Here is a 25,893-nt window from a genome sequence, read left to right as displayed (position 1 = left end):
TCTTTCTTTTTGTATGTATTGACAATTCGTAAGGGCTTTGATATTATCAAGACAACAACGATGACAAGGACAAGTAGCTGATAATCACTTTTAAAGAGAGTTAGTGGTGGGTGAAAACTAATAAAGTGACTGAGTGAATCTCCCTTCGAGTAAGAGTAATGATCTTCGGGTTGTTCCGTTATAAACTATGAGATAGAGGCAACTCTAAAATAAGGTGGTACCACGATTATTCGTCCTTTTAAGGGCGATTTTTTTATTATAAGGAGGAAAATTGTATGTTAGATTTAAAAGATTTAAGAGATAATGTCGACACAATCATTGAATTATTAAATAGGAGAGGTGATGATTTCTCTTATTTAAAAGAACTTGTTAAATTGGATGAGCGTAGAAGAGAAATGATTCAAACAGTTGAATCAACAAAAGCCAAAAGAAACGAAATCAGCAAAAAGATTGGCCAATATAAACGCGAAAAGAAAGATCCTCAACCGTTATTTGATGAAATTGCTGAGATTGGGCAAGGTGTCAAAACTCTTGAAAAGGAACTAGAAGAGATTGAGGATGATATTCATCATCAATTATTGATGACACCAAATGTTCCGCATCCTGATATCCCTGTTGGTAAAGATGAATCAGATAATGTCATCATCAAGACCCAAGGAGAACCTACTTCTTTTGAATTTGAGCCGTTAGCGCACTGGGATTTAGCGGATTCATTAGATATTATTGATTTTGATCGTGCAACAAAAGTTGCGGGAAGCCGCTTTGCAGTGTATAAAGGACTTGGGGCAAGGTTAGAGCGGGTATTAATCCAGTTCATGTCAGACTTACATGCTCATGAACATGGCTATACAGAAATTTTACCACCTTATTTGGTGAATACTGCGTCAATGACAGCAACGGGACAACTACCAAAATTTAAGGAAGATGCATTCCAAATTCGTGATGAAAGAGGATTTTACTTAAATCCAACAGCAGAAGTCCCTACGATTAATCTACATCGTGATGAAATACTCGATGCAGAAAAATTACCAATCAGCTATACAGCGTTTACAACTGCGTTTCGTAAAGAAGCTGGTAGTGCCGGTAGAGATACGAGAGGGATTATTCGTCAACACCAGTTTAATAAAGTTGAATTGATTAAGTTTACAAAACCAGAAAATTCTTATAAAGCGTTGGACGAGATGTTAACACATAGCGAAAAAGTCTTACAATTACTAAAATTACCATACCGTGTTGTTGATCTTTGTACGGGAGATTTAGGCTTCTCTATGCGAAAAACATATGATATTGAAGTATGGTTACCTTCATATAATACATATCGTGAAATTGGTAGTATCTCAAATGCAGAAGATTACCAAGCTCGAAGAGGAAATATCAAGTTTAAACGTGACCAAAAGAGCAAGCCAGAGTTTGTTCACACATTAAATGGATCAGGCTTAGCTGTAGGAAGAACCGTAGTTGCGATTATGGAAAACTACCAACTAGCAGACGGAACGATTAAAATACCGGAAGTATTAGTCCCATATATGAAAACAGATATTATCAAATAAAGGAGAGAGATATGGATATTATTGAGCAAAAAACATTTACTTTAGAAAAAGAAGACAAACACATTGTTTTAGCATCAGATAATAACAATGACATAGTCAACCAATTAGAAAAAGCATTAGACATTAATTTTAACGACGTTTTAGACGACACAATAACAACAATTCCAACACTAAAAAAACTTAAAACATCGAAAATTACAGTAGTGAAAAAGGCATGTATTTTGGACAATAAAGAAGATGTTATCGCGCACATCGCCAAGATGGAAGAAGATGTTATTCTTCTAGGAGATACATTTGTAACTGAAGAAAAAACCTTATTAAGTGAAGTCGTTGAAAAGAGATTAACAGAACAATACCGTTTTGATCGGTTTAAAGAAACAAAAAAAACGGTCTATAAAACCTATTTCTTTGCGAAAAAAAACGTTTATGAGACGTTGAAGAAAGGTCAAATTATCGGGGACGCCATTAACACTTGTAGAGATTTAGTTAACACACCATATAATTATCTGAATGCAGAAGCCCTTGCAATCCATGCGAAAGGGTTAGAAAGATATCAAAACATCACTGTCGATGTGTATGACAAAGATGCCATAGAAGAAATGAATATGGGCGCATATTTAGGGGTAAATAAAGGGTCTACTGATGAACCTAAATTGATAGTGATAAAATATAATAACGGTGGGAAATCGCCTTATACAGGTCTCGTAGGAAAAGGAGTCATGTATGATACAGGAGGATATTCTTTAAAAACGCCAACGAGTATGCCAGGCATGAAAGTTGACATGGCAGGGGCTGCGGCTGTGGTCGCATCAATTGAAGCAATCGCTCAATTAGAGTTAGAAGCAAATGTAATGAGTGTTGTTGCTGCTACAGATAACCGTATTGGAAAAGAAGCAATTGTACCAGATGATATTTTAACTGCTGCTAACGGTAAAACTATAGAAGTCATTTCAACCGATGCAGAAGGACGCTTAACATTAGCAGATGCATTATGGTTTGCTCAAAAAGAAGGCGCAAAACGTGTCATTGATGTAGCGACGTTAACAGGCTCAATTGTACGGGCTTTAGGAAACAAATTAACAGGTGCCTATACAAATAATCAAGCATTCTTAAGTGAATTTAAAGCTGTTACAGAAAAGACCAATGAACCGATTTGGGAAATGCCAATTACTAAAGTGTATCATGATGAATTAAAAAGTAAAGTAGCGGATTTACAAAATAAAGGATCTGCCTTAGCAGGGGCTAGTATAGCTGCCGCATTTTTACAGAATTTTGTTGAAGAAAAGACCGAATGGATTCATTTAGATATTGCTGGAACCTCATCAAATAAGAAAGAAGCTACAGGAGTTATGGTTAAAAGTTTTGTTGAGTTATTCGCATAAAAAAAAGGCTAAGCATCATTTTGCTTAGCCTTTTAGATTATAAATTTTCTTTTATTTTAGCCACCAGATTATTAAATGTTTCAGTGGAGATTTTACCATAGTTATTGTCTGTTTTTAGAACCATTCCATCATCTTTGTAACGGGGAATAAGATGTACATGGAAATGGAACACGCTTTGAAGCGGTTCATCGTTATTATTGACAATATTAAGTCCAATGGGGTTGAAGGCTTTTTGTAGAGCACGAGCTACTTTTGGAACTACAGAAAAAACGTGATTAATTGTTTCTTGATCTATGTCATAGATATTCTTGACGTGTTTCTTAGGGATAATTAATGTGTGACCTTTTGTGCCTTGAGTTATGTCTAAAAAAGCTCTTACATAGTCATCTTCATAAACGGTGTATGAAGGGATTTCCCCTTTGTCAATTTTACAAAAAATACATTCATTCGCCATAACTTATCTCTCCTTCAATGAGTTTTAATATACGAAATATATCTGGCATATCTTTAAGCATATAGTCTGGGTCTACCAACATTAAATGGGCACTACCTTTAAAGCTCCAAGCAACGCCTGCACTGTAAATACCAGCATTTTTACCAGCGAGAATGTCTCCTTGATTATCTCCAATCATAATAGCTTGTTTAACATTGTTTAGTGCTACTAAAACAGTATTCACAGCATCTTCATGGGGTTTTGGGTTAGGGACATCATCCCAGCCTATAAACAGATCAAAATAATCTGATAAGCCTGTCTCTGTATAACTAGGCCAAGCCGCGTCACGTGTCTTAGATGTTAGAATTGCTAATTGATATCCCTCTGCCTTAAGTTGTTTGACAGTTTGAATAACCTCAGGATATAATTCATGACCCCTTTCCTCATACTGACGATAAAAAGAGCGGTAGGTATCAATCATTTCTTGAATAATAAAGGGATCCTTTGTGTAATTTCTAAGAGTTTCATCGAGCGGAGGACCAATAAATTTTTTTATGGTCTCTAAGTCTAATGAAATATCTGGGAAATGTTTTTTAAAGGTTGCTTTAAAACTTTTTACAATGATATCGTTCGTATTAACTAATGTACCATCTAAATCATAGATGATGGTATTTATTTTTGCCATAAAAATCACCTAGTTGTATTGTAACATAAAAATATTTTTTTCATGATATAAATTGCTTTTTTAAGAAAAGATTGTAAAATAGAATACGTTAGGAGTGGTATTGTGTCAACGATTATAAATGAATTAAAATCACAAATTAAAGGTAAAGGTATCAAAATCGTTTTCCCAGAATCAAATGATGAAAGGATTTTACAAGCAGCTGAAAGATTAAGCCGCGAAGGATTACTTACCCCTGTTTTGATTAAGACTGAAGAAGGGATTGATTCTAAGTTTGACCTAAGCAAATGTGACATTATTGATCCAAATGACTATGATCAGTTTGATGACATGGTTGAGGCATTTGTTGAGAGACGTAAAGGAAAAAACACCAAAGAAGAAGCGTTAAAATTATTAAAAGTTGAAAACTATTTTGGAACCATGCTTGTTTATATGAATAAAGCAGCCGGATTAGTTAGTGGTGCAGCCCATTCAACGGGTGAAACAGTATTGCCTGCATTACAAATAATTAAGACCAAACCAGGCGTTTCAAGAACATTTGGATATTTCTTAATGGTCCGCGATGATGAGAAATATATCTTTGGAGATTGTGCTATTAATCCAAATCCGACATCTGAAAATCTGGCTGAATTTGCTGTAGAATCAGCAAAAGCAGCAGAGATGTTCGGTATTACACCAAGGGTTGCGTTATTATCATTTTCAACTAATGGTAGTGCTGATACAGAAGAAAGCCAAAAAGTTAAAAAGGCAGTTGAGTTAGCACAGAAGATGGATTCGGGTTATATGATAGATGGAGAGATGCAGTTTGATGCAGCATTCGTGCCTCGTGTTGGAGAGAAAAAATATCCTGATTCATCTGTGGCTGGACAAGCAAACACGTTTGTATTTCCAGATTTAAATAGTGGGAATATTGGGTATAAAATTGCACAACGTTTAGGTAATTTTGAAGCGATGGGACCAATATTGGCAGGATTAAATCAACCTGTAAATGATTTGAGCCGTGGATGTGATGCTGAAGACGCTTATAACACAGCGATTATTACCGCAGCGCAAACACTTAACAAATAAGTTTTAAAGCACCTTTAACTAGGTGCTTTTTTAATGAAACATGGGTGTTTTGCTTATTGAATAGGTGTGGTATAATAAAATATGGAAGCAAGGTGATTACATGAAAAAATGTACTGTGATTTATAATCCAGTGAGCGGTAAAAAACAATTTGAACAAGAACTGGATTATGTAAAGTCACAAATACAAAAACAGGGATATACGGTACTAATTGAAAAGACAACACGTCAGAAACATGCTATACAACTAGCCAAAGAATCATGTAAACGCAGAGATGATTTAATGGTTATTTCGGGTGGAGATGGGACATTCCACGAATGTTTAAACGGAATAGATCAGTGTGAGTATCACCCAAAAATAGGGTACATTCCAGCGGGAACAGCATGCGATGTTGCCAGTACACTACGCATACCAAAAGATGTGAAAAAAGCGCTAGATATTATTTTTAGAGGAAATAGCGTAAAAATGGATTATGCGAAAAGTAACAAAGGATCTTTCATTTATGTATCTGCAATCGGTACATATGTGGATATATCTTATGTGACAGACTCTAAATTAAAGAAATACCTAGGATACTTTGCGTATATCATTACAGGAATCAAAGAATTTTTTACAATTCCAATGATTAAGGCTAAAATCGAACATGATCATGGATTTTTAAGAGGGTATTTTTCATTAATACTCGTTGTTAATTCAAAACGTGTCGCAGGCTTTAACATCGTAAAAAAACCTATTTTAGATGATGGGAAATTGGATATTGTTTTATATCGCTATGTACCATTATTAAACAACTTGATATATTTTATATCATTTGTCATAGGACCTAAATTTTTACCAGGAGTGAAGCGGATTAGGACCTCAAAGGCAAAAATCTACACCGATCATCCTCATAAATGGAATATGGATGGAGAAGAAGCCAATTCAGGTAATTTAAGTTTAGAAGTTAAAAAACAACAAATTGAATTATTTGTTGATGAAAGCATACAAAATAGATATTTTAAGGAGCAATGATGATGGAATATCGCAAAATTTCAGTAGGAAACAACGAAAAAGAGGTATCATTATTAGGCTTTGGATGTATGAGGTTTCCCTTAAAAGATGGAGAAATCGATAAAGTTGAAGCGAAAAAAATGATGGACTATGCAGTTGAACACGGTGTTAACTATATTGATACCGCATACCCTTACCACGGCGGTAAGAGTGAATTGTTTGTGAAAGAAGTTATCAAAGATTATGATCGTGAATCGTTTTATCTAGCTGATAAGTTACCACTATGGGAATGTGAAACAGAAGAAGATGTTGATAAAATTTTCCACGAGCAATTAGAAAAATGTGGTGTGGAGTACTTTGATTTTTATTTAATTCATGCCGTAAATAAAGACCGTCTAGCAAAAGCAAAGAAACTTAATGTCATCAAACATTTAGAAAAATATCGTGAGGAAGGTAAAATTCGTAATATCGGATTTAGTTTTCATGATGATTTGAAAACATTTAGACAATGGGTAGATTTATATGATTGGGACTTTTGCCAAATACAATTAAATTATATGGATGTTCACCATCAACAAGGGATGACAGGGTATAAGCTACTCACAGAAAAAAATATCCCCGTTATTATTATGGAACCTGTTAAAGGTGGAAATCTCGTTAACTTTAATGATGAAATCAAACAAGAATTTGAAGCGCTTGATCCGAATAAATCAATTGTATCGTGGGCATTTCGATGGGTTGGAAGCTTACCAAATGTTAAAGTGATACTAAGCGGTATGTCTACAATGGATCATGTAAAAGACAATATTGATACCTTTTCTCCTTTTGAATCTCTTACAGATAATGAAGTGAGTGCAATAAGTGATATTCGTAAAAAAATATTGTCTTATTCAGAAGTCGATTGCACTTCCTGTAATTATTGTATGCCGTGTCCACATGGTGTCAATATACCAGGTAATTTCCGCATTTTTAATGGTCATGCAATGTATCATAACGATAAACATAGCTCATGGCAAATAGGAAATTTACAGGATAAAGATGCCTTTGCGGATGCATGCATTGAATGTAATGAATGTTTACCTAAGTGTCCACAAAACATCGAAATACCAACAGAATTAAGACGTTTTGAACGTTATGCAGAAGATAATGGACTTAAAAACTAAAACGATTAACGAGGTTGTGGTGGTTGAAGGCTATCACGACCTTGCGCGTATTAAGCATATTTTTCCTGACTGTGATGTTGTCATTACAAATGGGAGTGAGATTAGCCAAACAACGCTAGATGAACTCAAACAACTTAACGATGATCGCGGATTAATATTACTATTAGATCCAGACATGCAAGGAGAAAGAATTCGAAGAGTAATCAATGACTATGTTGGCGAAACACGCCATGCGTTTATTCCAAAAGTAAACTGTATCAGTAAAAATAAGAAAAAAGTAGGGATAGAGCATGCATCTGATGAAGACATCATCGAGGCTATGAATCATATTCGTAAAAGTCACAAACAAAAGCAGAAGACCATTACATTAAAGGATTTAACTCGACTTGGACTTATGGGGAGTAAAGATGCCAAGAGAAAGCGCCAAATGCTAGCAGAACACTTCCATATAGGCCCAGCTAATGCAAAGACATTTTGTAAAAAACTCAATATGTTTCATATTACATTAGAGGATATAACACAAGCTTTAGAGGTGAAATAATGAGCAAAATAGGACGAGCAAGTCGAATTTCGGATATCATAAAACAAAAATCTTTTTACATTAAGAAGAAGTATGGACAAAACTTCTTAGTAGATCAAAATATTTTGGAAAAGATTGTGGATGCGGCAAATATAACAGACGAAACATTAGTTGTTGAAGTAGGGCCAGGATTTGGTAGTTTAACTGAACACCTTATTGAACGGTCTAAACATGTATTAGCGTATGAAATAGATGAGGATCTCGTTGAGTTTTTAACAGATACCTTTGAAACGGATAACCTTACTGTGGTTCATGAAGACGTGTTAAACCGGGAAATTGACGACGATATTGAACAGTTAGATTCCACATTTGATCAGGTTGTTTTAGTGGCCAACTTACCTTATTACATCACAACCCCCGTTGTTATGAAAGTGCTTGAACAAACAACAAGGATTGAAAGGCTCATTGTTATGACGCAGCATGAAGTGGCTTTAAGAATGACATCAAATCCCAAAACAAAAGATTATAATTCTTTGTCGATAGCTATCCAATATCGAGCAGAAACTGAATATTTGTTTAAAGTCCCACGCACAGTCTTTATTCCCAAACCGAATGTAGATAGTGCTATTATATCCCTTAAAATGAAACAAGAAAGAGCGTTGCCAAAGAATCTCGAACCCTTTTTCTTTAGATTAATCAAAACGAGTTTTAAACAACGCCGAAAAACCTTATATAACAACTTAAAAGGGTTTGATGATATTAACAATGAAACCATTAAAGAAGCTATAGACGCATTAGAGTTATCACCGACAGTGCGTGCTGAAGCATTAGATGTCCATGATTTTATTGAGTTAACACATAAATTAATAAAAGATTAGTATACGAGGTGAGAACAATTAAAGAAAAAGCCTATGCAAAAGTTAATTTATATTTAGATGTTTTAGGTAAACTAGAAAACGGTTATCACAATTTAGAAATGGTAATAGCCCCTTTAGCATTGCACGATACACTTACATTTAAAAAACGTAAAGATGACTTAATAGAACTCACCACATCAAAAACTATTACAGGTAATATTAAAGATAATCTTGTCTACCGTATTGCGAAGTATTTACAAGAGCAATATCTTATAAAAGAAGGTGTCTCTATTGAGTTAGAAAAAAATATCCCGATAGGCGCAGGCCTTGGTGGCGGGAGTGCTGATGCTGCCGCAACATTGAGAGGGTTAAATAAGCTTTGGAAACTGAACCTCTCCCTAGATGAATTAGCACAATTAGGTAAATCATTTGGTGCGGATATTCCTTATTGCATATATAATAAAATTTGTATCGCAAGAGGTGTTGGTGATGAACTCGTATTTTTAAATAATAAACTCAATTATAAGATATTGCTTATCTATCCTAATATACACATGAGCACAAAAGAGGTTTATGCTAACGTAAAGATAGAGGAATTGCCAACGAAGAAGATGACCCGAATGACTGAAGCAGTATACAATAGAAATTTTGATCTATTAACGCAAGAACTGTACAATGCACTAGAAATTTCTGCGTTTGATTTAGTCCCTAAACTAAAGGATTTAAAGACACAAATTGAGAAGTGGAAAGTTGAAGGTGTGTTAATGAGTGGATCAGGATCAACGATTTACATTTTGACAAAAGATTATCACAAACTAACAGATATTGAGAAAGTATATAGAGATAAATATCAGACAATTATAACTAAAATCAAATAGCGGCGCGCTATACCGCTAAAAATAAATTGCAACGCCTTATGACATGTGATATAATTATACTAGGATGTAGACAAAAGACAAGTGTGAGGTGGAGAAATGGAAATTACAGATGTTAGAGTCAAAAAGTTCAACGGACAAAGTCGTTTAAAAGCGATTGCGGCCATAACATTTGATGATTGTTTTGTAGTTCATGAATTACGCATAATCGATGGGAAAGCTGGCCTTTTTGTAGCAATGCCAAGCCGAAAAATGCCGAACGGAGAGTTCAAGGATGTCGCGCATCCTATCAACCAGGAAACGCGCAATCGAATCGAAGCTGTTGTAATTGATGCCTATAATCAAATTGATGATGAAGAAGCGTAATTGAAACAAGAATTAAATGTAACTTTTTTTAAAGTTACATTTTATTTTTGGCTGATTTTTTGTTATAGTAAAAATGGAATAAATATAATGGAGGTTCTTGAATGGCAACGATTGATGGCCACAAAGTAAAATTATTTAGTTTAAGTGCTAATCGTGAATTAGCAGAAGAAATTTCTAAAAAGACTCATATCCCTCTTAGTAAGATACAATTAGACCGTTTTGCTGACGGAGAAATTGGCGTAAACTTAGAGGAAACAGTAAGAGGGCACCATGTCTTCTTAGTGCAACCTACACACTATCCAGTTAACGAAAACATTATGGAGTTACTGATTACCATTGATGCGATGAAGCGTGCAAGTGCCAAGAATATTAACGTTATCACACCTTATTATGGATACTCACGTCAAGATAGAAAATCAAAATCGCGTCAACCCATCTCAGCAAAACTTGTTGCTAACTTATTAGAAACGGCTGGGGCAACACGTGTTCTGGCAATGGATTTACACGCAGGACAAATTCAGGGATTCTTTGATATCCCCATTGATAACTTTAGAGCAATGCCAATTATCGTCGATTATTTCTTGAAAAAAGAGTTCAAGGATGACATTGTAATTGTCGCACCAGATCATGGAGGCGCAGTACGTGCGCGAAAAATGGCCGATATTATGAATACCGGTGTCGCAATCATTGATAAAAGACGTCCAGCACCAAATGTCAGTGAAGTTATGGGTGTTGTTGGAGACGTTAAAGATAAGGTTGCAATTATTATCGATGACATTATTGATACCGCAGGGACGATTTCAGGTGCCGCAGATGCAATTCTTGAGTTAGGCGCAAAAGAAGTTTATGCTGCTTGCACACACCCATTATTAAGTGGACCAGCAATTGAACGTATTCAAAACTCTGGTTTGAAAGAAGTTGTATGTACAAACACAATTAAATTAGAACCTCATAAAAAAGTGGATAAAATTGTACAATTATCGGTAGGAGATATGTTTGCACAAGGAGTATTAAATATTATTCATAATAAACCATTAAGTAGTTTATTCGAGTATGAAAAATATATTACAGTCGATGAAGAATAGTAGACATTGTTCTACTATTTTTTTTTGAGTATGGTATAATAAACAGGAGGTGAGGAATGTGGACTATATAATACTAGGATTATTGATAATTACCATTATTTTATTAGCACTCGCTATTTTAATGATAACGAAAAACACACAACAAGATGTGACGAGTACAATTAAAGATCAAAACAACATATTATTAAATAAGATTATTCGTGAGAACGGTGAGATAAAGGTCGAACTCGCTAATTCGATTGGCAAGAGTTCTAAAGAAAATATCAAAGACTTAAATACATTTAAAGAAGGGCTAACGGAAGACATTACCAAACGCTTTAACCGTCTAAATGATCAAATAGAAAATAAGATGGATAACATTAATAAAAAAGTGGAAATACGGTTAAGTGAAGGGTTTGAAAAAACCAACAAAACATTTACCAATATCGTAGAGCGTCTAAGTAAAATAGATGAAGCGCAAAAAAATATTGATAAACTTTCTACTGAAGTGGTTTCTTTACAAAATATCCTAACAGATAAAAAAACACGGGGAACGTTTGGTGAGGTACAGTTGAATCATATTTTAGAATCAATCTTTGGTGAAAAGAATACAAAAGTATTTGATACGCAAGTCACATTATCTAATGGAAAAAAAGTGGATGCGTTAATCCATTTACCAGAACAAATGGGGAATTTAGCGATTGATTCTAAGTTTCCACTTGAAAATTATCAACGTATGGTAGATAAAGATGCTAGTAATCGAGCTAAAGAATTGGCTACAAGGGGCTTTAAAAAAGATGTTAAGAAACATATTGATGATATAGCTACAAAATATATTATCCCAACAGAAACAAGTGAACAAGCGATTTTGTTCGTTCCCGCTGAAGCAATCTTTGCTGAAATTAATGCCTATCACCAAGATTTAGTCGACTATGCCCAACGTAAACGTGTATGGATTGCGTCTCCAACAACCTTGATGAGTTTGCTTACGACCGTTCAAATGATGTTGAGAAACGCTGAACGGGATAAACACGCTAAAGTTATCCAAGAAGAGTTGATTAAATTAGGCGATGAGTTTAAACGCTACCAAGAGCGATGGGATAAACTATCGAGAACAATTGATACCGTAAACAAAGATGTGAAAAATATTCATATCACATCGAATAAAATTGGTAAGAAATTTAGTGCCATATCCAATGTCAATATAGAGACCAATCAAAAAATAGATAGTGACAATGATTGACAAATATAAAAAGTTTGTTAGTATTAAACTATAAACGTTGATCGGAGAAGTATATTATACAAGCGTGTTGAGCGAGTCTAGGATGGTGCAAGCTAGATCATAGCGTATAATAGAATAACACCGTGAGTGATAGAAGAAATAAGTAGACCTATCCGTACCTCTGCGTTAAAGAGTGTGAGTGCTTATAGTAGAATTAAGGTGGTACCGCGGAAATTATTTCGTCCTTAGACAGTTGTTTAAGGACGTTTTTATATGAAAAGGAGGAAACACAATGATATACACTGTACGTCAATTATTTAAACAATATCAATCGTTAGAAAACAAAGAAATAGAACTCTATGGGTGGGTACGAAATAATCGTGCACAAAAAGAGTTTGGATTTTTAAACGTAAATGATGGGACGTTTTTTGTCACTATTCAAGTCGTTTATGAAAATGCCTTTTTAGATAACTTTAAAGAGGTTCAAAAATATCGTGTGGGAAGCGCAATACGTGCAAAAGGAATCATTGTGCTGACACCAAACCGTAAACAACCGTTTGAAATTAAGGCAAGAGATGTTGAATTATTAGGTGATTCACAAGAAGATTATCCAATACAACCCAAACGCCATACACGAGAGTTCTTACGAGAGAATGCACATTTAAGACCAAGAACAAACCTGTTTACTGCAGTCTTTAGAGTCCGGAGTTTACTATCACATGCTGTCCATTCGTTTTATCAAGAACGTGATTTTATTTATCTCGCTGCACCTATTATTACTGCGAGTGATGCCGAAGGTGCCGGAGAAACCTTTACAGTCACAACGTTTGATTTAAATAACTCACCAAAAGCCACTGATGGCCTAGTTGATCATGGCCAAGACTTCTTCCAAAAGAAGACTAATCTTACAGTATCAGGCCAATTAGAGGCAGAAGCCTTTGCCTTAGCTTTCCGTAATGTATATACGTTTGGACCAACCTTTAGAGCTGAAAAATCCAACACAACAACACACGCTAGTGAATTTTGGATGATTGAACCTGAGATTGCCTTTGCGGATTTAGAAGATGATATGTTACTTGCAGAGGAGTTTGTTAAATACATCATCCAATATGTATTAGATAAAGCACCCGAAGAAATGGCATTTTTTGATAAATTCGTTCAAAAAGGCTTATTAAAGAAACTTGATAAGCTATTAAATTCAACGTTTGATCGTGTAACCCATAAAGAGGCAATTGATATCCTTAAAAAAGCAAAGGTATCATTCGAAAATCAATCAGAATATGGCGCAGATTTGGCTACTGAACACGAGAAGTATCTCGTTAAACACTTCGATGGACCAGTCTTTGTCACTGATTGGCCTAAAGATATCAAAGCTTTCTATATGAGAATGAATGATGATAATGAAACAGTTGCCGCAATGGATTTACTCGTGCCAGGCGCTGGAGAGCTTATTGGCGGAAGCCAACGTGAAGAAAGGCTAGACAAGTTAGAATCGCGTATGGATGAACTCAATATCCCCAAAGAAGAACTTGAATGGTATTTAGATCTTCGCCGTTATGGTGGATGTAAACACGCTGGCTTTGGGCTAGGGTTTGACCGTATGCTCATGTATATGACAGGTGTTGAAAATATTAGAGATGTGATTCCATTTCCACGTACACCACGGAATTGTGAATTTTAAGAATATGTTAAACCCCCTCAATCACTATAACGTGGTTGAGGGGGTTTTTGATCAAAAATGTAAGCGCTATAATTATTTTAATTTTTTCATTGATTTTTACCTTTTAGGTAGCTATAATCGAGATTGTGAGTAAAGACTTTTTTGAGGTGATCGAATATGAAAAAAGAAAGTGTTACACGAGAAACATATGTTGTGTTGAGTATATTTATACTTGTATTTGTCGTATTTTCTTTGGAGATGGGGGTTGCTAATTTTTTAAGCACGTTAATTCAAACAGGGTACTACCTACTTATCAATGTAGCTTTTTGGATTATGGGAGTTGCTGTATTAACTGGTGCAATGGCTGGCGTGTTTAGTGAATTTGGCATTATCGCCTTGTTTAATAAACTGTTAAGACCTATTGTTCGGTTTATTTATCGTTTACCTGGGGTTGCTGGGATAGGGGCATTAAGTGCGTATCTTTCAGACAATCCAGCAGTTATAAGTCTTTATAAAGAACGCGAGTTTAGAAAACAATTTAAAGACTATCAAATTCCTGTTTTATGTAACTTAGGGACCAGTTTTGGTATGGGTCTTGTTATTGCGATAACCTTCATGTCTTTGGGACAAAAATACGAAGGGAATTTCTTCTTAGCAACTGGTGTTGGTGTGATAGCAGCAATTATCGGAAGTATTGTCAGTGTTCGGTTATTAGCCTATTATGCGATGAAACATTATCATATACATAAAGATGACGACCCCATTAAAAAAGCAACAGGTGATGGATTGTTACGGGAAGTTAGAGAAGGGAATGCTGTTAATCGCTTATTAGAAAGTGCGCTTGATGGAGGTAAAAATGGTGTTGATATAGGTATTCAAATCATTCCAGGGATACTGATTATATCAACATTGATTATTATCATCACAAATCAATCACCAGTTTCAGGATATACTGGCGCAGCACTTGAGGGCGTTGGGTATTTACCAGCAATAGGGAAACACTTAATGTTTATTTTTAGACCATTATTTGGCTTTGATTCACCGGAAGCAATTGCCTTCCCATTAACCTCATTAGGAAGTGCAGGAGCCGCCATTGGATTTGTAGATGAATTCTTTATTCAAGGCTATATTGATGTGAAGGATATCGCGGTCTTCACCGCAATTGGGACAACATGGAGTGGCTATCTATCAACTCATGTAGGGATGATGGACGCGTTAAATTCAAGGGCTTTAACCACTAAAGCTATTTTATCTCATACAATAGGAGGACTTGTTAGTGGGATAGTGGCCAATTACTTATTTATTCTTGTTTCATTATTTTAAGCAATTAAAAACGCCTACTGATGAAAGTAGGCGTTTTCTTATGGAGAAATTATTTTGATGTTTCAGGATCTTTTTTAACAGCTTCTGATAATGTTGATGCGAGACCAACCATACCCTGTAGTTCTGATGGGATAACAAGTTTAGTTGCTTGTCCATTGGCAACATCAACCATAGCTTTGTAAGCTTCTAAGCGTAAGAATGCTTCATCAGCACCAGCTTTTTTAATCATCTCAATACCTTTTGCTGTTGCGGTTTGTACTTCAATGATTGCTTTTGCTTTCCCGGCAGCTTCACGGATTTGTTTTTCTTTTTCTGCGTCTGCACGTAAGATTTGTGCTTCCTTTTCACCTTCAGCAGTTAATATCGCAGAGCGTTTATTCCCTTCAGCTATTAAGATTGCTTGACGACGTTCACGCTCAGCACGCATTTGTTTTTCCATTGCCTCACGAATGTCTTTAGGCGGAATGATGTTTTTAACTTCGACACGGTTAATTTTAATTCCCCATGGGTCAGTTGCTTCATCTAAGATAACGCGCATCTTTTCGTTAATTAAGTCACGAGACGTTAAAGATTCATCTAACTCAAGTTCACCAATGATGTTACGTAGTGTTGTAGCCGTTAAGTTTTCAATGGCTTTTAATGGAAAATCAACACCGTATGTGAATAATTTAGCGTCTGTAACCATATAGAATACAACCGTATCAATTTGCATCGTAACGTTATCTTTGGTGATAACAGGTTGTGGTGGAAAATCAACAACTTGTTCTTTTAATGATACTTTTTGTTTTACCCGATCGATAAACGGCACAATAAAGTGTAGTCCAACATCTAGAGATACGTGGTACCCACCTAAGCGTTCTACAACATAACGATTTGATTGCTGTACAATCACAAAGGCTTGTGAAATTAATACTAAAGCTAAGACAATGATAATAACTAAAATAATTAATGTAGTAGGCATTATATGTTTCCTCCTTTTTTTGTTTTATCCGTTAAAATGGATAATCAACACCTTCAAACTTTACATATGTATGTGAAATTCTGTCGCGTAAGGTTCGCTTTCGTTGCCCAAAAACAATTGTGGCAATATCGATGCCGATGCCTAACACGAACAATGTAAGTAACCAGAAAAACATTTTGTATATGACTTCTCTAATCAGTAATGTCCACCAATTGATCCGTCCTCCAAGCTCTATTTTTAGTAAACGACGTCCATATGTACGCCCCTTTAGCAAGACACTATACGCATAATATAAGGCCGTGAACGCAAAGAAATGAAATGCGAATGAGCGAATGATGTAAAAAATGAGTGCTTCACGATGTTCAACGGTATTATCAATTAAAGTATTATAATCATCTTCAACTAAATCCAAATACTCATTTTGTGTGATTTCACCATTATCAAGTTGCTCTTGGTAGGGTTTTATAGCTTCATAATATTGATCATTATACGCATTATATTCTTCCATTAATGCATCATAGTCCTCGGTTTTTAACATATCCCCAATAAAGGTTGTATAGGCAATTGATACGATTAGAACGATAGGAAGGGCATCAAAAATAAACGATGTGGCACGACGAAATAAACCAACTTTCATTAAATCTTATCGACAATCAATTTAACGCCTTCTATTGCAAGGACTTGCACTTTGTCATTAACTTGAATGTCTTCATCTCCTGATGTAACAGCAAGCCAAAACTTACCGTCAATTTTAACTTCACCGCGATCTCCTGCTTTAATTTCCTTTGTACATACTGCCACTTTTCCAACTAGCCTGTCTGAGTTGGTACTGATGACATTGGTTTTAAAATAGTTTTTGGCAATTGGTCGTAAACTTATCAATAAGACAACCGATATAACGACAAAAACAATAATCTGTGCGACGGGTTGTAACCCAACAAGTGATAGAATAAATGCGATTAATGCCCCAACACTAAACCAAATACTACTTAAATCCATTGTATTCATTTCAATAAGGGCAGCAACTATAATAACCACAAACCATAAAATTATCATTAACTCCATATCCATGATTAAGACACCTCCGGTTTATTTAAATCTATGACTAATAAGGATTGGCTTTTATCCCAAAAGGCTTTAAACTTAAAGGAATGGCCATTTTCAAGATCAATCTTTGCTACATCAGCTAGTTCACCGATAAATTTTTTATTACAAACACGAGCATAACTCGGTTTCACTGTTATTTTATGTCTTTTTTCTTCAGGAATAGCCCCAATATCAAACTCTTCTTTTGAGACAGGTTTAATTGCAACTTTTTTGCTATCTTCATCAAGACCGAGTAAAACATTATAGGCATGTTCAAAATGTGAGCTTGCCGCTTTATTTAATGTTATATTTGATTCGTAAATCGTCGCAATACCATCTTTAGGTTTCTTAGAAGCCCAAACAAATGACATAAAAACACCTCCATCTATATATTTTTATAAGATATACACATATTATACTCCTAGTTCCCTAAAACTTCAAGAAAATTATTTTTAATTATTTTTTATTTATCATTAAGTATAGTATACTAAACACCGTACTAATTGAGGTGATAGATATGAAACCACATACACCATTTGAAAGAGACCTTATCACAACCTATAAAAAAGACTTATGGGGCCCTTTTCTCAAAGGGATAAAAAAATATAGTTTAGTCAGTAATGGCGATAAAATTGGCGTGACGATATCGGGAGGAAAAGACAGTTTAATTATGGCTAAACTTTTCCAAGAACTAAAACGACATCCTGAACTCGATTTTGAACTGGTTTTTATTACGATGAATCCAGGATTCAATGACATTAATTTAGAATTATTAAAAGAAAATGCCGAAAAATTAGATATACCAATAAATATTAGAGAATCTCATACATTTGATATTTTAAGAAAACATGCGAAGGGAAAACCATGCTATCTGTGCGCTCGCATGAGACGGGGATTTTTATATAATTTTGCGAAAGAACTGGGCTGTAATAAATTAGCTTTAGGGCATCATTTCGATGATGTTATTGAGACAACGCTGATGAACATCTTTTATGCAGGTAGTTTTAAAACAATGTTGCCTAAAGTAAAAAGTGAAAATTTTGAAGACATTGAGTTAATTCGTCCTCTTTATTTAGTTCATGAAAAAGATATTGTTCGTATTATGAAGGCAAATAATATTGAAACAATGGGCTGTGGATGTGAACTAGCTACATGTGATATTACAAGTAAACGAGCAACAACAAAAAAACTTATTAAAGAACTTAAAAAGCAATTTAGTGATATAGATAAAAACATTTTCCGAGCGGCGGAAAATGTTAATCTTGATAGTATTGTTCGATGGAAACAAGATGGAGATGTTCACAGCTATTATGATGATTGGGAAGACTAAATTATTTACCTAAACAAAAATTACTAAAAAGTTCATCTAATAATGCTGTTGAGGATGTTTCTCCAATTATTTCACCTAAAATATTCCAAGCGTCTTTAAGATCTATTTCAATCATATCTACAGCCATGCCGTCTTCGATTGATTGAGACGCATCTTGAAGCGCTTTTTTTGCGGACTTAATCAATGCAATATGACGTGCGTTTGATACCACTTGAGAATAGTCTTGTTTAATCGCGCCGTGAACAAACATATCCTTGATGGTATTTTCAAGGTCTTCAAGACCTTGTTTGTTTAAGGCGCTCATTTCGACAGTTTGCTCAAATTCATGATGCAGTGCTTTATCTAAATCAACTTTATTTATAATGATAATGCGTTTCTTGTTGTCAGTTAAAGCGAGTAATTGCTTGTCATCTTCTGTTAGGGGCTGATTATTGTCTAAAACAAATAAAATCAGTTGTGCTTTTTGAATGACTTCTTTGGCTTTTTGAATACCGATACTTTCAATACGATCACTTGATTCACGAATGCCAGCCGTATCAATTAAGTTAAGCATAATGCCCCCAATATTTAAGGTCCCTTCAACAATGTCACGTGTTGTCCCTTGAATCTCTGTTACAATTGCTTTTTCTTCACGTAGTAAGGCATTTAAAATACTCGATTTACCAACATTGGGCCTTCCTATAATCGCTGTATCGATACCTTCACGAATTATTTTACCAACTTCTGCACGATCTAAAATATCTGTAAAGCGTTTAATGAGTGTATTAACACGCGGTTTGATTTCTTCTTGCGTCAATTGTTCAACCTCATCATATTCGGGATAATCTATATTAACTTCAATTTGAGCAATAATGTGAAGTAAGTCTTTACGTAATGATTGGACTAAGTTATAGACAACACCATCTAATCCTTTATTCGCCAATGTAAGTGACATATTTGAGTTTGCATGAATGACGTCCATGACCGCTTCAGCCTGGGTTAAATCGATTCTACCATGTAAAAATGCACGCATTGTAAACTCACCGGGTGTGGCAGGCCGGGCACCTTTTTTCAACATTAGTTCAAGGACTTTTGAAGCAACAAACATACCACCGTGACAGTTAATCTCAACAACATCTTCTGTGGTGAAAGATTTAGGTCCTCTAAAAACGGAGACCATTACTTCATCAAGGGTTTGATCATTATCAACAAGATGGCCATAATGGATGGTACGGCTTTTTACACAGGTTAAGTCTGCGCCTTTAAAGACCTTGTTTACGATAGATATGGCATTATCACCACTTAATCTGACAATGCTTATAGCACTTTCGCCAATCGCAGTAGATATCGCAGCTATTGTTTCATTATTCATAAAAATCACCATATTTATTATATCATAATTTAGCATTTTAGTGTATAATACGATTGGGTGATTTTATGAGAACGAAACGAGATTTTAAATACTATGTTAGAATGTACATGATTGCACTAGTAGTTTACTTGGGATATGTTGGATTTTTATCATTCCAAGCTGGGGCTATTGATTGGACACTAATGTTAGGCGCAGCATATATCCCTGTTGTATTTATCCTATTTATGTATGTGTTTGATCGACTGTTTGATAAGATTTTTCCACCAAAGGAAAAGAAGCAAGCTGATGCCTTTAAAGCATTTGCGAAACGATGCACAGATGCTGTAGATGAAGAACTTGATTTATCATTAGAAGATTTTCGTCGTTTACGTGAAAATGAAAAATTCCAAAAAGCGTTACACCATGCGTATCATATTGTCGAATATGGTGAAACGGAAGAAATAAACTTTGTTTTTTTAGACAAGAAATTCAGAAAAGATACAAACGAAGCAAAGGCTATGGATATCATTATTGGTGAAGTTAAAAAAATGATGTAATTTCTTCAAAAGACTATTAAATATAGTCTTTTTGTTTTATAATGGAGATTAGGAAAAGGAGTGGTAGATATGGCATATAAAGCACTATATCGTACCTATCGTCCTGCAGATTTTAGTGAAATCGCTGGGCAAGAACATATCACAAGAACATTTAAAAACGCATTAAAAAATAATAAACTCGCTCACGCGTATCTTTTTAGTGGACCTAGAGGAACGGGGAAAACCTCAATTGCTAAAATTATTGCTAAGGCAGTAAATTGTGAACATGCTCCAGTTGAAAATCCATGTAATGACTGTGAAATATGTAACGGTATTGACAATAACACAATTAACGATGTTATTGAGATCGATGCGGCCAGTAATAATGGTGTCGATGAAATCCGTGAAATTCGTGATAAAGTAAAATACCTTCCGGGTGTAGGGCGTTATAAAGTCTATATCATCGATGAGGTACATATGCTTAGTACAGGAGCCTTTAATGCACTATTAAAGACGTTAGAGGAACCCCCAAAACATGTTATCTTCATTTTAGCCACAACAGAACCACATAAAATACCTGCGACAATTCATTCACGTTGTCAACGGTTCGATTTTAGAGGTGTCAGTGTCCCTGAAATGATTGAGCGCTTAAATACCATCATTGAAGAAGAAGATGTTGATATTAGTAAACAAGCAATTAAAGTTATCGCAGAAAGTGCTGAAGGTGGTATGAGAGATGCCATTAGTTTACTTGATCAGGTAGTGTCCTATGCTGATCATAAAGTAACGATTGAAGATGTCCACACCATTAGAGGAACTGTATCTAATGAACGACTTTTAGATATTGCGTTAGCTATATATGAGAACGATAGTGTTAAGGCAATTAAAATATTGGATGCACTCATTGACAACGGGAAGGAATCAAAACGTTTAGTAGACAATATGATTATGTTTTACCGCGATATGTTGATCTTTAAAAACACACAAGTAGATCAAGAGAGCCAACTTATCTTCAGTAATGAGACATTCGTTGATTTAACCAAGGCATTAAGTAATAATTTAATTTTTTATTATATTGAAGTTCTTAATAAAACCCAGAATGATATGAAGTGGTCGAACAATGCGCGGTTATATATGGAACTTGCACTCATAAAAATGGTTGATAAGATTGAAAAACAAGAAATTCATTTTCAGGATGAACTAGATGCATTATCATTACAAATCAATGATTTAAAAGATCGACTCAACATACAACAGGTTCAGAGTGTCGTTTCTGAAACTAAGACACAAGACACTGAAGAAGGTGACTCTGTCTCACTAGAGTCTGTTATTGAGTCTCAAGAGGATGAAGATTCAGTTGAATCTAGAACTGAAACAACCGCAACAGATGTAGATACTAAAGACAATCAATCTCAAGACACATTATTTAATGAAAGTGATAAAGAAATAGAGAAATCGTTACCATCATTATTTAATGAGACATCTAAAGATACAAATAACAAACAAGACACAAGAGCGCAAGAGATATCTCAAGATACTGTAGAAGATGATAATGAGGAAACTAACTCAGAGCCATATCAAACTTATGATATCCGTTATGTTGAACAAGTGCTTAACAATGGAAACCGCGAAGAGAAAATTGCCATGAACAAACGGTGGTTTGATATTGAACGAACGGCAACCCCTGAAACAATGTCACTAGCGAAATGGATTACAGACGGCCGTATTGTAGCGACAAATGGTAAATTATTGATTATAGAGTATGCCAACGCATCACTGTGTAATCGGATGATGAAACCCGACATTAAAGAAAAAATAAGTGACATGTTATCAGATTATTTTAGTAAAGACTTAGATTACCTTGCGTTACCTAAAAAGGTATGGGAAGAAAAGAGTCAAGAATTTATTAAAAAGTGGAAACAAAACCCTGATGACTATATTAAGCTATCACCCATAGAACATCCTAAGCTAAAGGAAATGCCAACAAGAAAACAACCTCAAAACGTGATGATGCATGAGGGTGTTAAAGAGGCGAGTGAGTTGTATGGTAAAGATAAAGTTAAAGTAAAGAGAGGAGATTAATACAATGAATCCAGGAATGATTAAAAAATTACAAAAGATGCAAAAAGATATGGTTAAAGCACAAAAAGAGTTAGAGGCATCAACATTTTACGGGTCTGCCGGTGGGAAAATGGTAACTGTTGAATTTACAGGTGACAAACAAATGCGCAACATTACGATTGAACCTGATGCTATTGAAGATGCAGAAGACTTAGACTTATTACAAGATACCATTATTGCCGCAGTGAATGATTGTATGAAAAAAATTGATGATGAGACAGAAAGTGTTATGTCTGAATTTACCGGTGGTGGACTCCCAGGAATGTTTTAGGGAATAATCATGAAGTACCCAAAAGCGATTGATTTATTAATAGAAAACTTACGGAAATATCCTGGTATAGGAAAAAAAACGGCTGAACGCTATGCCCTTCATACCGTTAATCAATTAACCAATGAGGATATAGATAATATCGTTACGGCATACCTTGCTATTAAAGAAGAAATAATTCATTGCTCAGTTTGTGGGAATATCACCGATGTCGATCCTTGCCCAATTTGCACGGATGAGAGCCGGAATCGTACTCAAATTATTGTTGTTGAAGAAGCAAAAGATATTATTGCTATGGAAAAAGCCAATCAATATGAGGGGCTATACCATGTTTTAAATGGTGTCATTTCTCCAAGTGAAGGAGTAGGCCCAGAAGATATCAATTTAAAAGAATTACTTAATCGATGTAAAGATGGTACCGTGAAAGAGTTGATTATCGCAACCAATCTCGATAATGAAGGAGAGACTACGGCACGCTATATTTCGCGGCTATTAGATGATACAGATTTACTAGTAACGCGCATTGCACATGGTATACCTGCAGGGGGAAATATTGAGTATGCCGATGAGATTACCATCATGAAAGCTATCGAAGGAAGAAGAAAATTATAAAAAAATAACAAAATTCATAAGATATACACATTCTTTTTGTTATAATGGATTTATAGAGAAAAAGAAGAGGTGGATAGAATTGAACTTATTAATTGAAGTTCCAAGTTTTTTACAACCGATTTTAGATTCGCTAAATATTGAGGGATATATTACTCAAGGGTATGATTTTGTTATGGCGCTTAGTGCAATTGAACAGCTTGTAGGTGCACTAGCACTCGTAATCATCGTTATTTTAGGAACCTTTGAATTAATTAAAAAATTATCAAAGCTTATTATCGTTGTAGCTGTACTGTTTGGATTATGGGTTATGTATAACCAAGGTTTTCTAGATTCAATAATAGGATAAAAGAAAAGAGACAATCGACATTTGTCTCTTTTTCATTTTTATAAAGCCCAAACAAAAATTAACCAAACTTTCATATTAATTTATTTTCGAAAATACTGTTTTAAATCAACTGATTTTGTTGTATAATGTAATGTTAAAATGAAAATAATTTTAGGAGAGATAAAATGGAGATTACACTCAAGGAAATTACGAAAATATTTCAGGCAAAGGATAAGTCAGAAACCGTCGCCGTTAACAAACTTGATATCACTATTCCATCAGGAAAATTAATCGGGTTATTAGGGCCAAGTGGTTGTGGTAAATCAACCACACTTTATATGATTGCAGGGTTATTAACACCGAATGAAGGCCGTATTTATTTTGGTGATGAAGATGTAACGGAAATGGCTCCAGAAGACCGTGGTATTGGACTTGTTTTCCAAAACTATGCGCTTTATCCGCATATGACAGTACGCCAAAATATTATGTTTCCGTTAGAGAATATAAAAGTACCTAAGGAAGAAGCGTTACAACGTGCACAAGAAATGGCTGATCTAGTTGGTATTGGTGAACTTATGGACCGCAAACCTAAACAGCTATCAGGTGGACAACAACAACGTGTTGCGATTGCGCGAGCACTTGTTAAAAAACCACGTGTTTTACTATTAGATGAACCATTAAGTAACTTAGATGCACGCTTACGTCTAGCAACTCGTGAAGAAATTAAACGTATTCAAAGAGAAACAGGGATTACAACCATTTTTGTTACCCATGATCAAGAAGAGGCAATGAGTATCAGTGATGAGATTGTATTAATGGATTTTGGTGTCAAACAACAAGTCGGGGAACCGCAAGATGTTTATGATGATCCATACAACTTATTTGCTGCAAAATTCTTAGGAACACCTCCAATTAACATTATGCCAGGACAAATCAAAAACAATCAAGTTTTTGTAAAAGGAGCTAAAATTGGTGGAAAGGTGGCTAAAAACCAAGACGTTGTTGTTGGTATTCGTCCTGAAGGATTTAATATTGATCCAAAAGGCGCACTTGAGTTAGAAGTATATATGGTAGAAACAATAGGTAGAGATACAACACTAATTATCAAGAACTTTGAAGATGAAGACAAATCTTATCGTGTGATTGTTGATGCAAGACATCGAATTAAACCTGGCGATAAAGTTAAGTTTAATATCGATGAAGAAAAGATGTTCGTTTTTAATAGAAACACCGGGGAACGACTATAATGCTCGAAAAACAGAGTAATTTAAAAGCCTTATTCTACCTTGCACCAGCAATGGTGTTGCTCAGTGTATTTACCTTTTATCCTTTATTTAATGCATTCTTTCTAGCATTCTTAAAAGATTATGAGTTTTTATTAAGAAGTGCTAGAGGATATACCCTATTTGGAAACTTTAAGAACGTTATTACAGATCCTGATTTTGTGATTGCAATGAAAAATACCAGTGTTATCACATTTGTCAGTGTGCCAATTAGTGTTATGGTGGCACTCTTAATCAGTGTTGCGTTAAACTCTGTTAAAAAGTTACAGGGGGCATTTCAAACGATATTCTTCTTACCATATGTAACCAATGCGATTGCGATTGGGATGGCATTTGCATTCATTTTCCATGCGGATTATGGATTATTAAACACTATTCTTGGATGGTTTGGCATCAACCCTATTAACTGGGTTGGACTAAATGCATCATGGAATAACGCAATGTTTGCCTTATTAGTTTATACAGTATGGGGTGGACTAGCTTTTAAAATAATGGTATTCCTTAGTGGACTACAAAGTATTGATAAACAATATTATGATGCAGCACGAGTAGATGCAACACCACGTCGACGTGTCTTAACGAAAATTACCATTCCACTATTATCACCAATGATTTTCTATATTACCGTAACGTCATTTATTGGCGCATTCAAAGCATATCGCACTATTGTTGGTATGTTTGGTGAAACTTTACGGCCACCAGGAACGTTATCAAAGGATTCGTTGATTACAATTGTTGGACTAGTGTATGATGCCTTAGCGCATGCGGATGCGACAGGTAAAATGAGTGAAGCTGCGGCAGCGTCAATCATCTTATTTAGCATCACGATGATCTTCACATTAGTTCAGATGCAAATTAGTAAACGACGGGTACACTTCTAGGAGGCGC

Annotated in this window: 28 protein-coding genes and 2 other annotated features; of the genes, 21 read left to right on the top strand and 7 right to left on the bottom strand. The window is 35.1% G+C overall.

The genetic code is table 11. The features are described from left to right. The first annotated feature begins 51 nt into the window (after positions 1–51). Positions 52–241, top strand: a binding site (T-box leader). A gap of 34 nt (positions 242–275) precedes the next feature. Together serS and UMR38_02190 are read left to right on the top strand one after the other, a co-directional pair. Next, positions 276–1,550, top strand: a complete 1,275-nt coding sequence (gene serS / locus UMR38_02195; protein ID MEC9484670.1) for a serine--tRNA ligase — start codon at positions 276–278, stop codon at positions 1,548–1,550. An 11-nt stretch (positions 1,551–1,561) separates the two neighbouring features. Further along, positions 1,562–2,932: a leucyl aminopeptidase family protein gene (locus tag UMR38_02190; protein MEC9484669.1), complete on the top strand. Its 1,371-nt coding sequence runs from the start codon at positions 1,562–1,564 to the stop codon at positions 2,930–2,932. Positions 2,933–2,969: 37 nt separating this feature from the next. Here the strand turns inward: UMR38_02190 and UMR38_02185 are convergent, their stop codons facing one another. Both UMR38_02185 and UMR38_02180 read right to left on the bottom strand, forming a co-directional pair. Next, entirely contained in the window at positions 2,970–3,386 is a 417-nt protein-coding gene (locus UMR38_02185) for an HIT family protein (GenBank protein ID MEC9484668.1), read from the bottom strand. Beyond that, the gene (locus UMR38_02180; protein MEC9484667.1) at positions 3,376–4,050 is read right to left on the bottom strand and encodes an HAD-IA family hydrolase; all 675 of its coding nucleotides are present in this window, start codon (positions 4,048–4,050) and stop codon (positions 3,376–3,378) included. The genes UMR38_02185 and UMR38_02180 overlap by 11 nt, the downstream gene beginning before the upstream one ends. Positions 4,051–4,152: 102 nt before the next feature. Between UMR38_02180 and pta the strand changes: the two genes are divergently transcribed. The 11 genes from pta to UMR38_02125 all read left to right on the top strand — a co-directional run bounded on the left by pta (position 4,153) and on the right by UMR38_02125 (position 15,153). After that, positions 4,153–5,115 (top strand): phosphate acetyltransferase, encoded by a 963-nt coding sequence (gene pta / locus UMR38_02175; protein ID MEC9484666.1) that lies wholly within the window; start codon positions 4,153–4,155, stop codon positions 5,113–5,115. A 100-nt stretch (positions 5,116–5,215) separates the two neighbouring features. Next, entirely contained in the window at positions 5,216–6,124 is a 909-nt protein-coding gene (locus UMR38_02170) for a YegS/Rv2252/BmrU family lipid kinase (GenBank protein MEC9484665.1), read from the top strand. A gap of 2 nt (positions 6,125–6,126) precedes the next feature. After that, positions 6,127–7,266 (top strand): aldo/keto reductase, encoded by a 1,140-nt coding sequence (locus UMR38_02165; GenBank protein ID MEC9484664.1) that lies wholly within the window; start codon positions 6,127–6,129, stop codon positions 7,264–7,266. After that, positions 7,250–7,807, top strand: coding sequence for a ribonuclease M5 (gene rnmV / locus UMR38_02160; GenBank protein MEC9484663.1), 558 nt, complete (start codon positions 7,250–7,252; stop codon positions 7,805–7,807). Before UMR38_02165 ends, rnmV begins: the two co-directional genes overlap by 17 nt. After that, positions 7,807–8,664: a 16S rRNA (adenine(1518)-N(6)/adenine(1519)-N(6))-dimethyltransferase RsmA gene (rsmA, locus tag UMR38_02155; GenBank protein ID MEC9484662.1), complete on the top strand. Its 858-nt coding sequence runs from the start codon at positions 7,807–7,809 to the stop codon at positions 8,662–8,664. The genes rnmV and rsmA overlap by 1 nt, the downstream gene beginning before the upstream one ends. Positions 8,665–8,672: 8 nt before the next feature. Further along, positions 8,673–9,521 carry a 4-(cytidine 5'-diphospho)-2-C-methyl-D-erythritol kinase gene (ispE, locus tag UMR38_02150; GenBank protein MEC9484661.1) on the top strand — a complete coding sequence of 283 codons (849 nt, stop codon included), beginning with the start codon at positions 8,673–8,675 and terminating at the stop codon, positions 9,519–9,521. Between the two features lie 96 nt (positions 9,522–9,617). Further along, positions 9,618–9,884 carry a septation regulator SpoVG gene (gene spoVG, locus UMR38_02145; protein MEC9484660.1) on the top strand — a complete coding sequence of 89 codons (267 nt, stop codon included), beginning with the start codon at positions 9,618–9,620 and terminating at the stop codon, positions 9,882–9,884. 101 nt (positions 9,885–9,985) lie between these two features. Then, positions 9,986–10,969, top strand: coding sequence for a ribose-phosphate pyrophosphokinase (locus tag UMR38_02140; protein ID MEC9484659.1), 984 nt, complete (start codon positions 9,986–9,988; stop codon positions 10,967–10,969). A 58-nt stretch (positions 10,970–11,027) separates the two neighbouring features. Then, positions 11,028–12,191, top strand: coding sequence for a DNA recombination protein RmuC (locus UMR38_02135; protein ID MEC9484658.1), 1,164 nt, complete (start codon positions 11,028–11,030; stop codon positions 12,189–12,191). 28 nt (positions 12,192–12,219) lie between these two features. Further along, positions 12,220–12,420, top strand: a binding site (T-box leader). A gap of 42 nt (positions 12,421–12,462) precedes the next feature. After that, on the top strand, positions 12,463–13,851 hold the full coding sequence (gene asnS / locus UMR38_02130; protein MEC9484657.1) for an asparagine--tRNA ligase: 1,389 nt from the start codon (positions 12,463–12,465) through the stop codon (positions 13,849–13,851). Positions 13,852–14,007: 156 nt separating this feature from the next. Beyond that, positions 14,008–15,153, top strand: a complete 1,146-nt coding sequence (locus UMR38_02125) for a hypothetical protein (protein MEC9484656.1) — start codon at positions 14,008–14,010, stop codon at positions 15,151–15,153. A gap of 49 nt (positions 15,154–15,202) precedes the next feature. Here the strand turns inward: UMR38_02125 and UMR38_02120 are convergent, their stop codons facing one another. Genes UMR38_02120 through UMR38_02105 form a run of 4 tightly spaced genes read right to left on the bottom strand, consistent with a single transcriptional unit; the run spans position 15,203 to position 17,571 of the window. Beyond that, positions 15,203–16,114 carry an SPFH domain-containing protein gene (locus tag UMR38_02120; protein ID MEC9484655.1) on the bottom strand — a complete coding sequence of 304 codons (912 nt, stop codon included), beginning with the start codon at positions 16,112–16,114 and terminating at the stop codon, positions 15,203–15,205. A gap of 31 nt (positions 16,115–16,145) precedes the next feature. Further along, positions 16,146–16,751 (bottom strand): RDD family protein, encoded by a 606-nt coding sequence (locus UMR38_02115; protein ID MEC9484654.1) that lies wholly within the window; start codon positions 16,749–16,751, stop codon positions 16,146–16,148. Further along, complete coding sequence (locus UMR38_02110; GenBank protein MEC9484653.1) at positions 16,751–17,185, bottom strand: NfeD family protein; 435 nt, start codon at positions 17,183–17,185, stop codon at positions 16,751–16,753. The genes UMR38_02115 and UMR38_02110 overlap by 1 nt, the downstream gene beginning before the upstream one ends. 2 nt (positions 17,186–17,187) lie before the next feature. Further along, positions 17,188–17,571 carry a hypothetical protein gene (locus UMR38_02105; GenBank protein ID MEC9484652.1) on the bottom strand — a complete coding sequence of 128 codons (384 nt, stop codon included), beginning with the start codon at positions 17,569–17,571 and terminating at the stop codon, positions 17,188–17,190. A 146-nt stretch (positions 17,572–17,717) separates the two neighbouring features. On the opposite strand from UMR38_02105, the gene UMR38_02100 reads away from it, so the two are divergent. Beyond that, entirely contained in the window at positions 17,718–18,530 is an 813-nt protein-coding gene (locus UMR38_02100) for an ATP-binding protein (protein ID MEC9484651.1), read from the top strand. Position 18,531: 1 nt separating this feature from the next. Here UMR38_02100 and mnmE read toward each other — a convergent pair whose 3' ends face one another. Next, on the bottom strand, positions 18,532–19,881 hold the full coding sequence (mnmE, locus tag UMR38_02095; protein ID MEC9484650.1) for a tRNA uridine-5-carboxymethylaminomethyl(34) synthesis GTPase MnmE: 1,350 nt from the start codon (positions 19,879–19,881) through the stop codon (positions 18,532–18,534). Positions 19,882–19,946: 65 nt separating this feature from the next. Here mnmE and UMR38_02090 point away from each other — a divergent pair, with 65 nt between their 5' ends. The 7 genes from UMR38_02090 (at position 19,947) to UMR38_02060 (ending at position 25,886) form a co-directional block, all read left to right on the top strand. Beyond that, a complete protein-coding gene (locus UMR38_02090) occupies positions 19,947–20,417 on the top strand; it encodes a hypothetical protein (protein MEC9484649.1) in 471 nt (156 codons plus the stop codon). 69 nt (positions 20,418–20,486) lie between these two features. Next, the gene (dnaX, locus tag UMR38_02085) at positions 20,487–22,478 is read left to right on the top strand and encodes a DNA polymerase III subunit gamma/tau (GenBank protein MEC9484648.1); all 1,992 of its coding nucleotides are present in this window, start codon (positions 20,487–20,489) and stop codon (positions 22,476–22,478) included. A gap of 4 nt (positions 22,479–22,482) precedes the next feature. Next, positions 22,483–22,788 carry a YbaB/EbfC family nucleoid-associated protein gene (locus UMR38_02080; GenBank protein ID MEC9484647.1) on the top strand — a complete coding sequence of 102 codons (306 nt, stop codon included), beginning with the start codon at positions 22,483–22,485 and terminating at the stop codon, positions 22,786–22,788. 9 nt (positions 22,789–22,797) lie between these two features. Then, positions 22,798–23,397, top strand: a complete 600-nt coding sequence (recR, locus tag UMR38_02075) for a recombination mediator RecR (GenBank protein ID MEC9484646.1) — start codon at positions 22,798–22,800, stop codon at positions 23,395–23,397. Positions 23,398–23,476: 79 nt separating this feature from the next. Beyond that, positions 23,477–23,743: a hypothetical protein gene (locus UMR38_02070; GenBank protein ID MEC9484645.1), complete on the top strand. Its 267-nt coding sequence runs from the start codon at positions 23,477–23,479 to the stop codon at positions 23,741–23,743. A gap of 164 nt (positions 23,744–23,907) precedes the next feature. Next, positions 23,908–24,969, top strand: coding sequence for an ABC transporter ATP-binding protein (locus tag UMR38_02065; GenBank protein MEC9484644.1), 1,062 nt, complete (start codon positions 23,908–23,910; stop codon positions 24,967–24,969). After that, complete coding sequence (locus tag UMR38_02060) at positions 24,969–25,886, top strand: sugar ABC transporter permease (GenBank protein MEC9484643.1); 918 nt, start codon at positions 24,969–24,971, stop codon at positions 25,884–25,886. Before UMR38_02065 ends, UMR38_02060 begins: the two co-directional genes overlap by 1 nt. Positions 25,887–25,893: the final 7 nt, after the last annotated feature.

Source organism: Candidatus Izemoplasma sp. (assembly GCA_036172455.1).
Lineage (GTDB): Bacteria > Bacillota_I > Bacilli_A > Izemoplasmatales > Izemoplasmataceae > JAIPGF01.
This window is presented reverse-complemented; position numbering and strand designations above follow the sequence as displayed.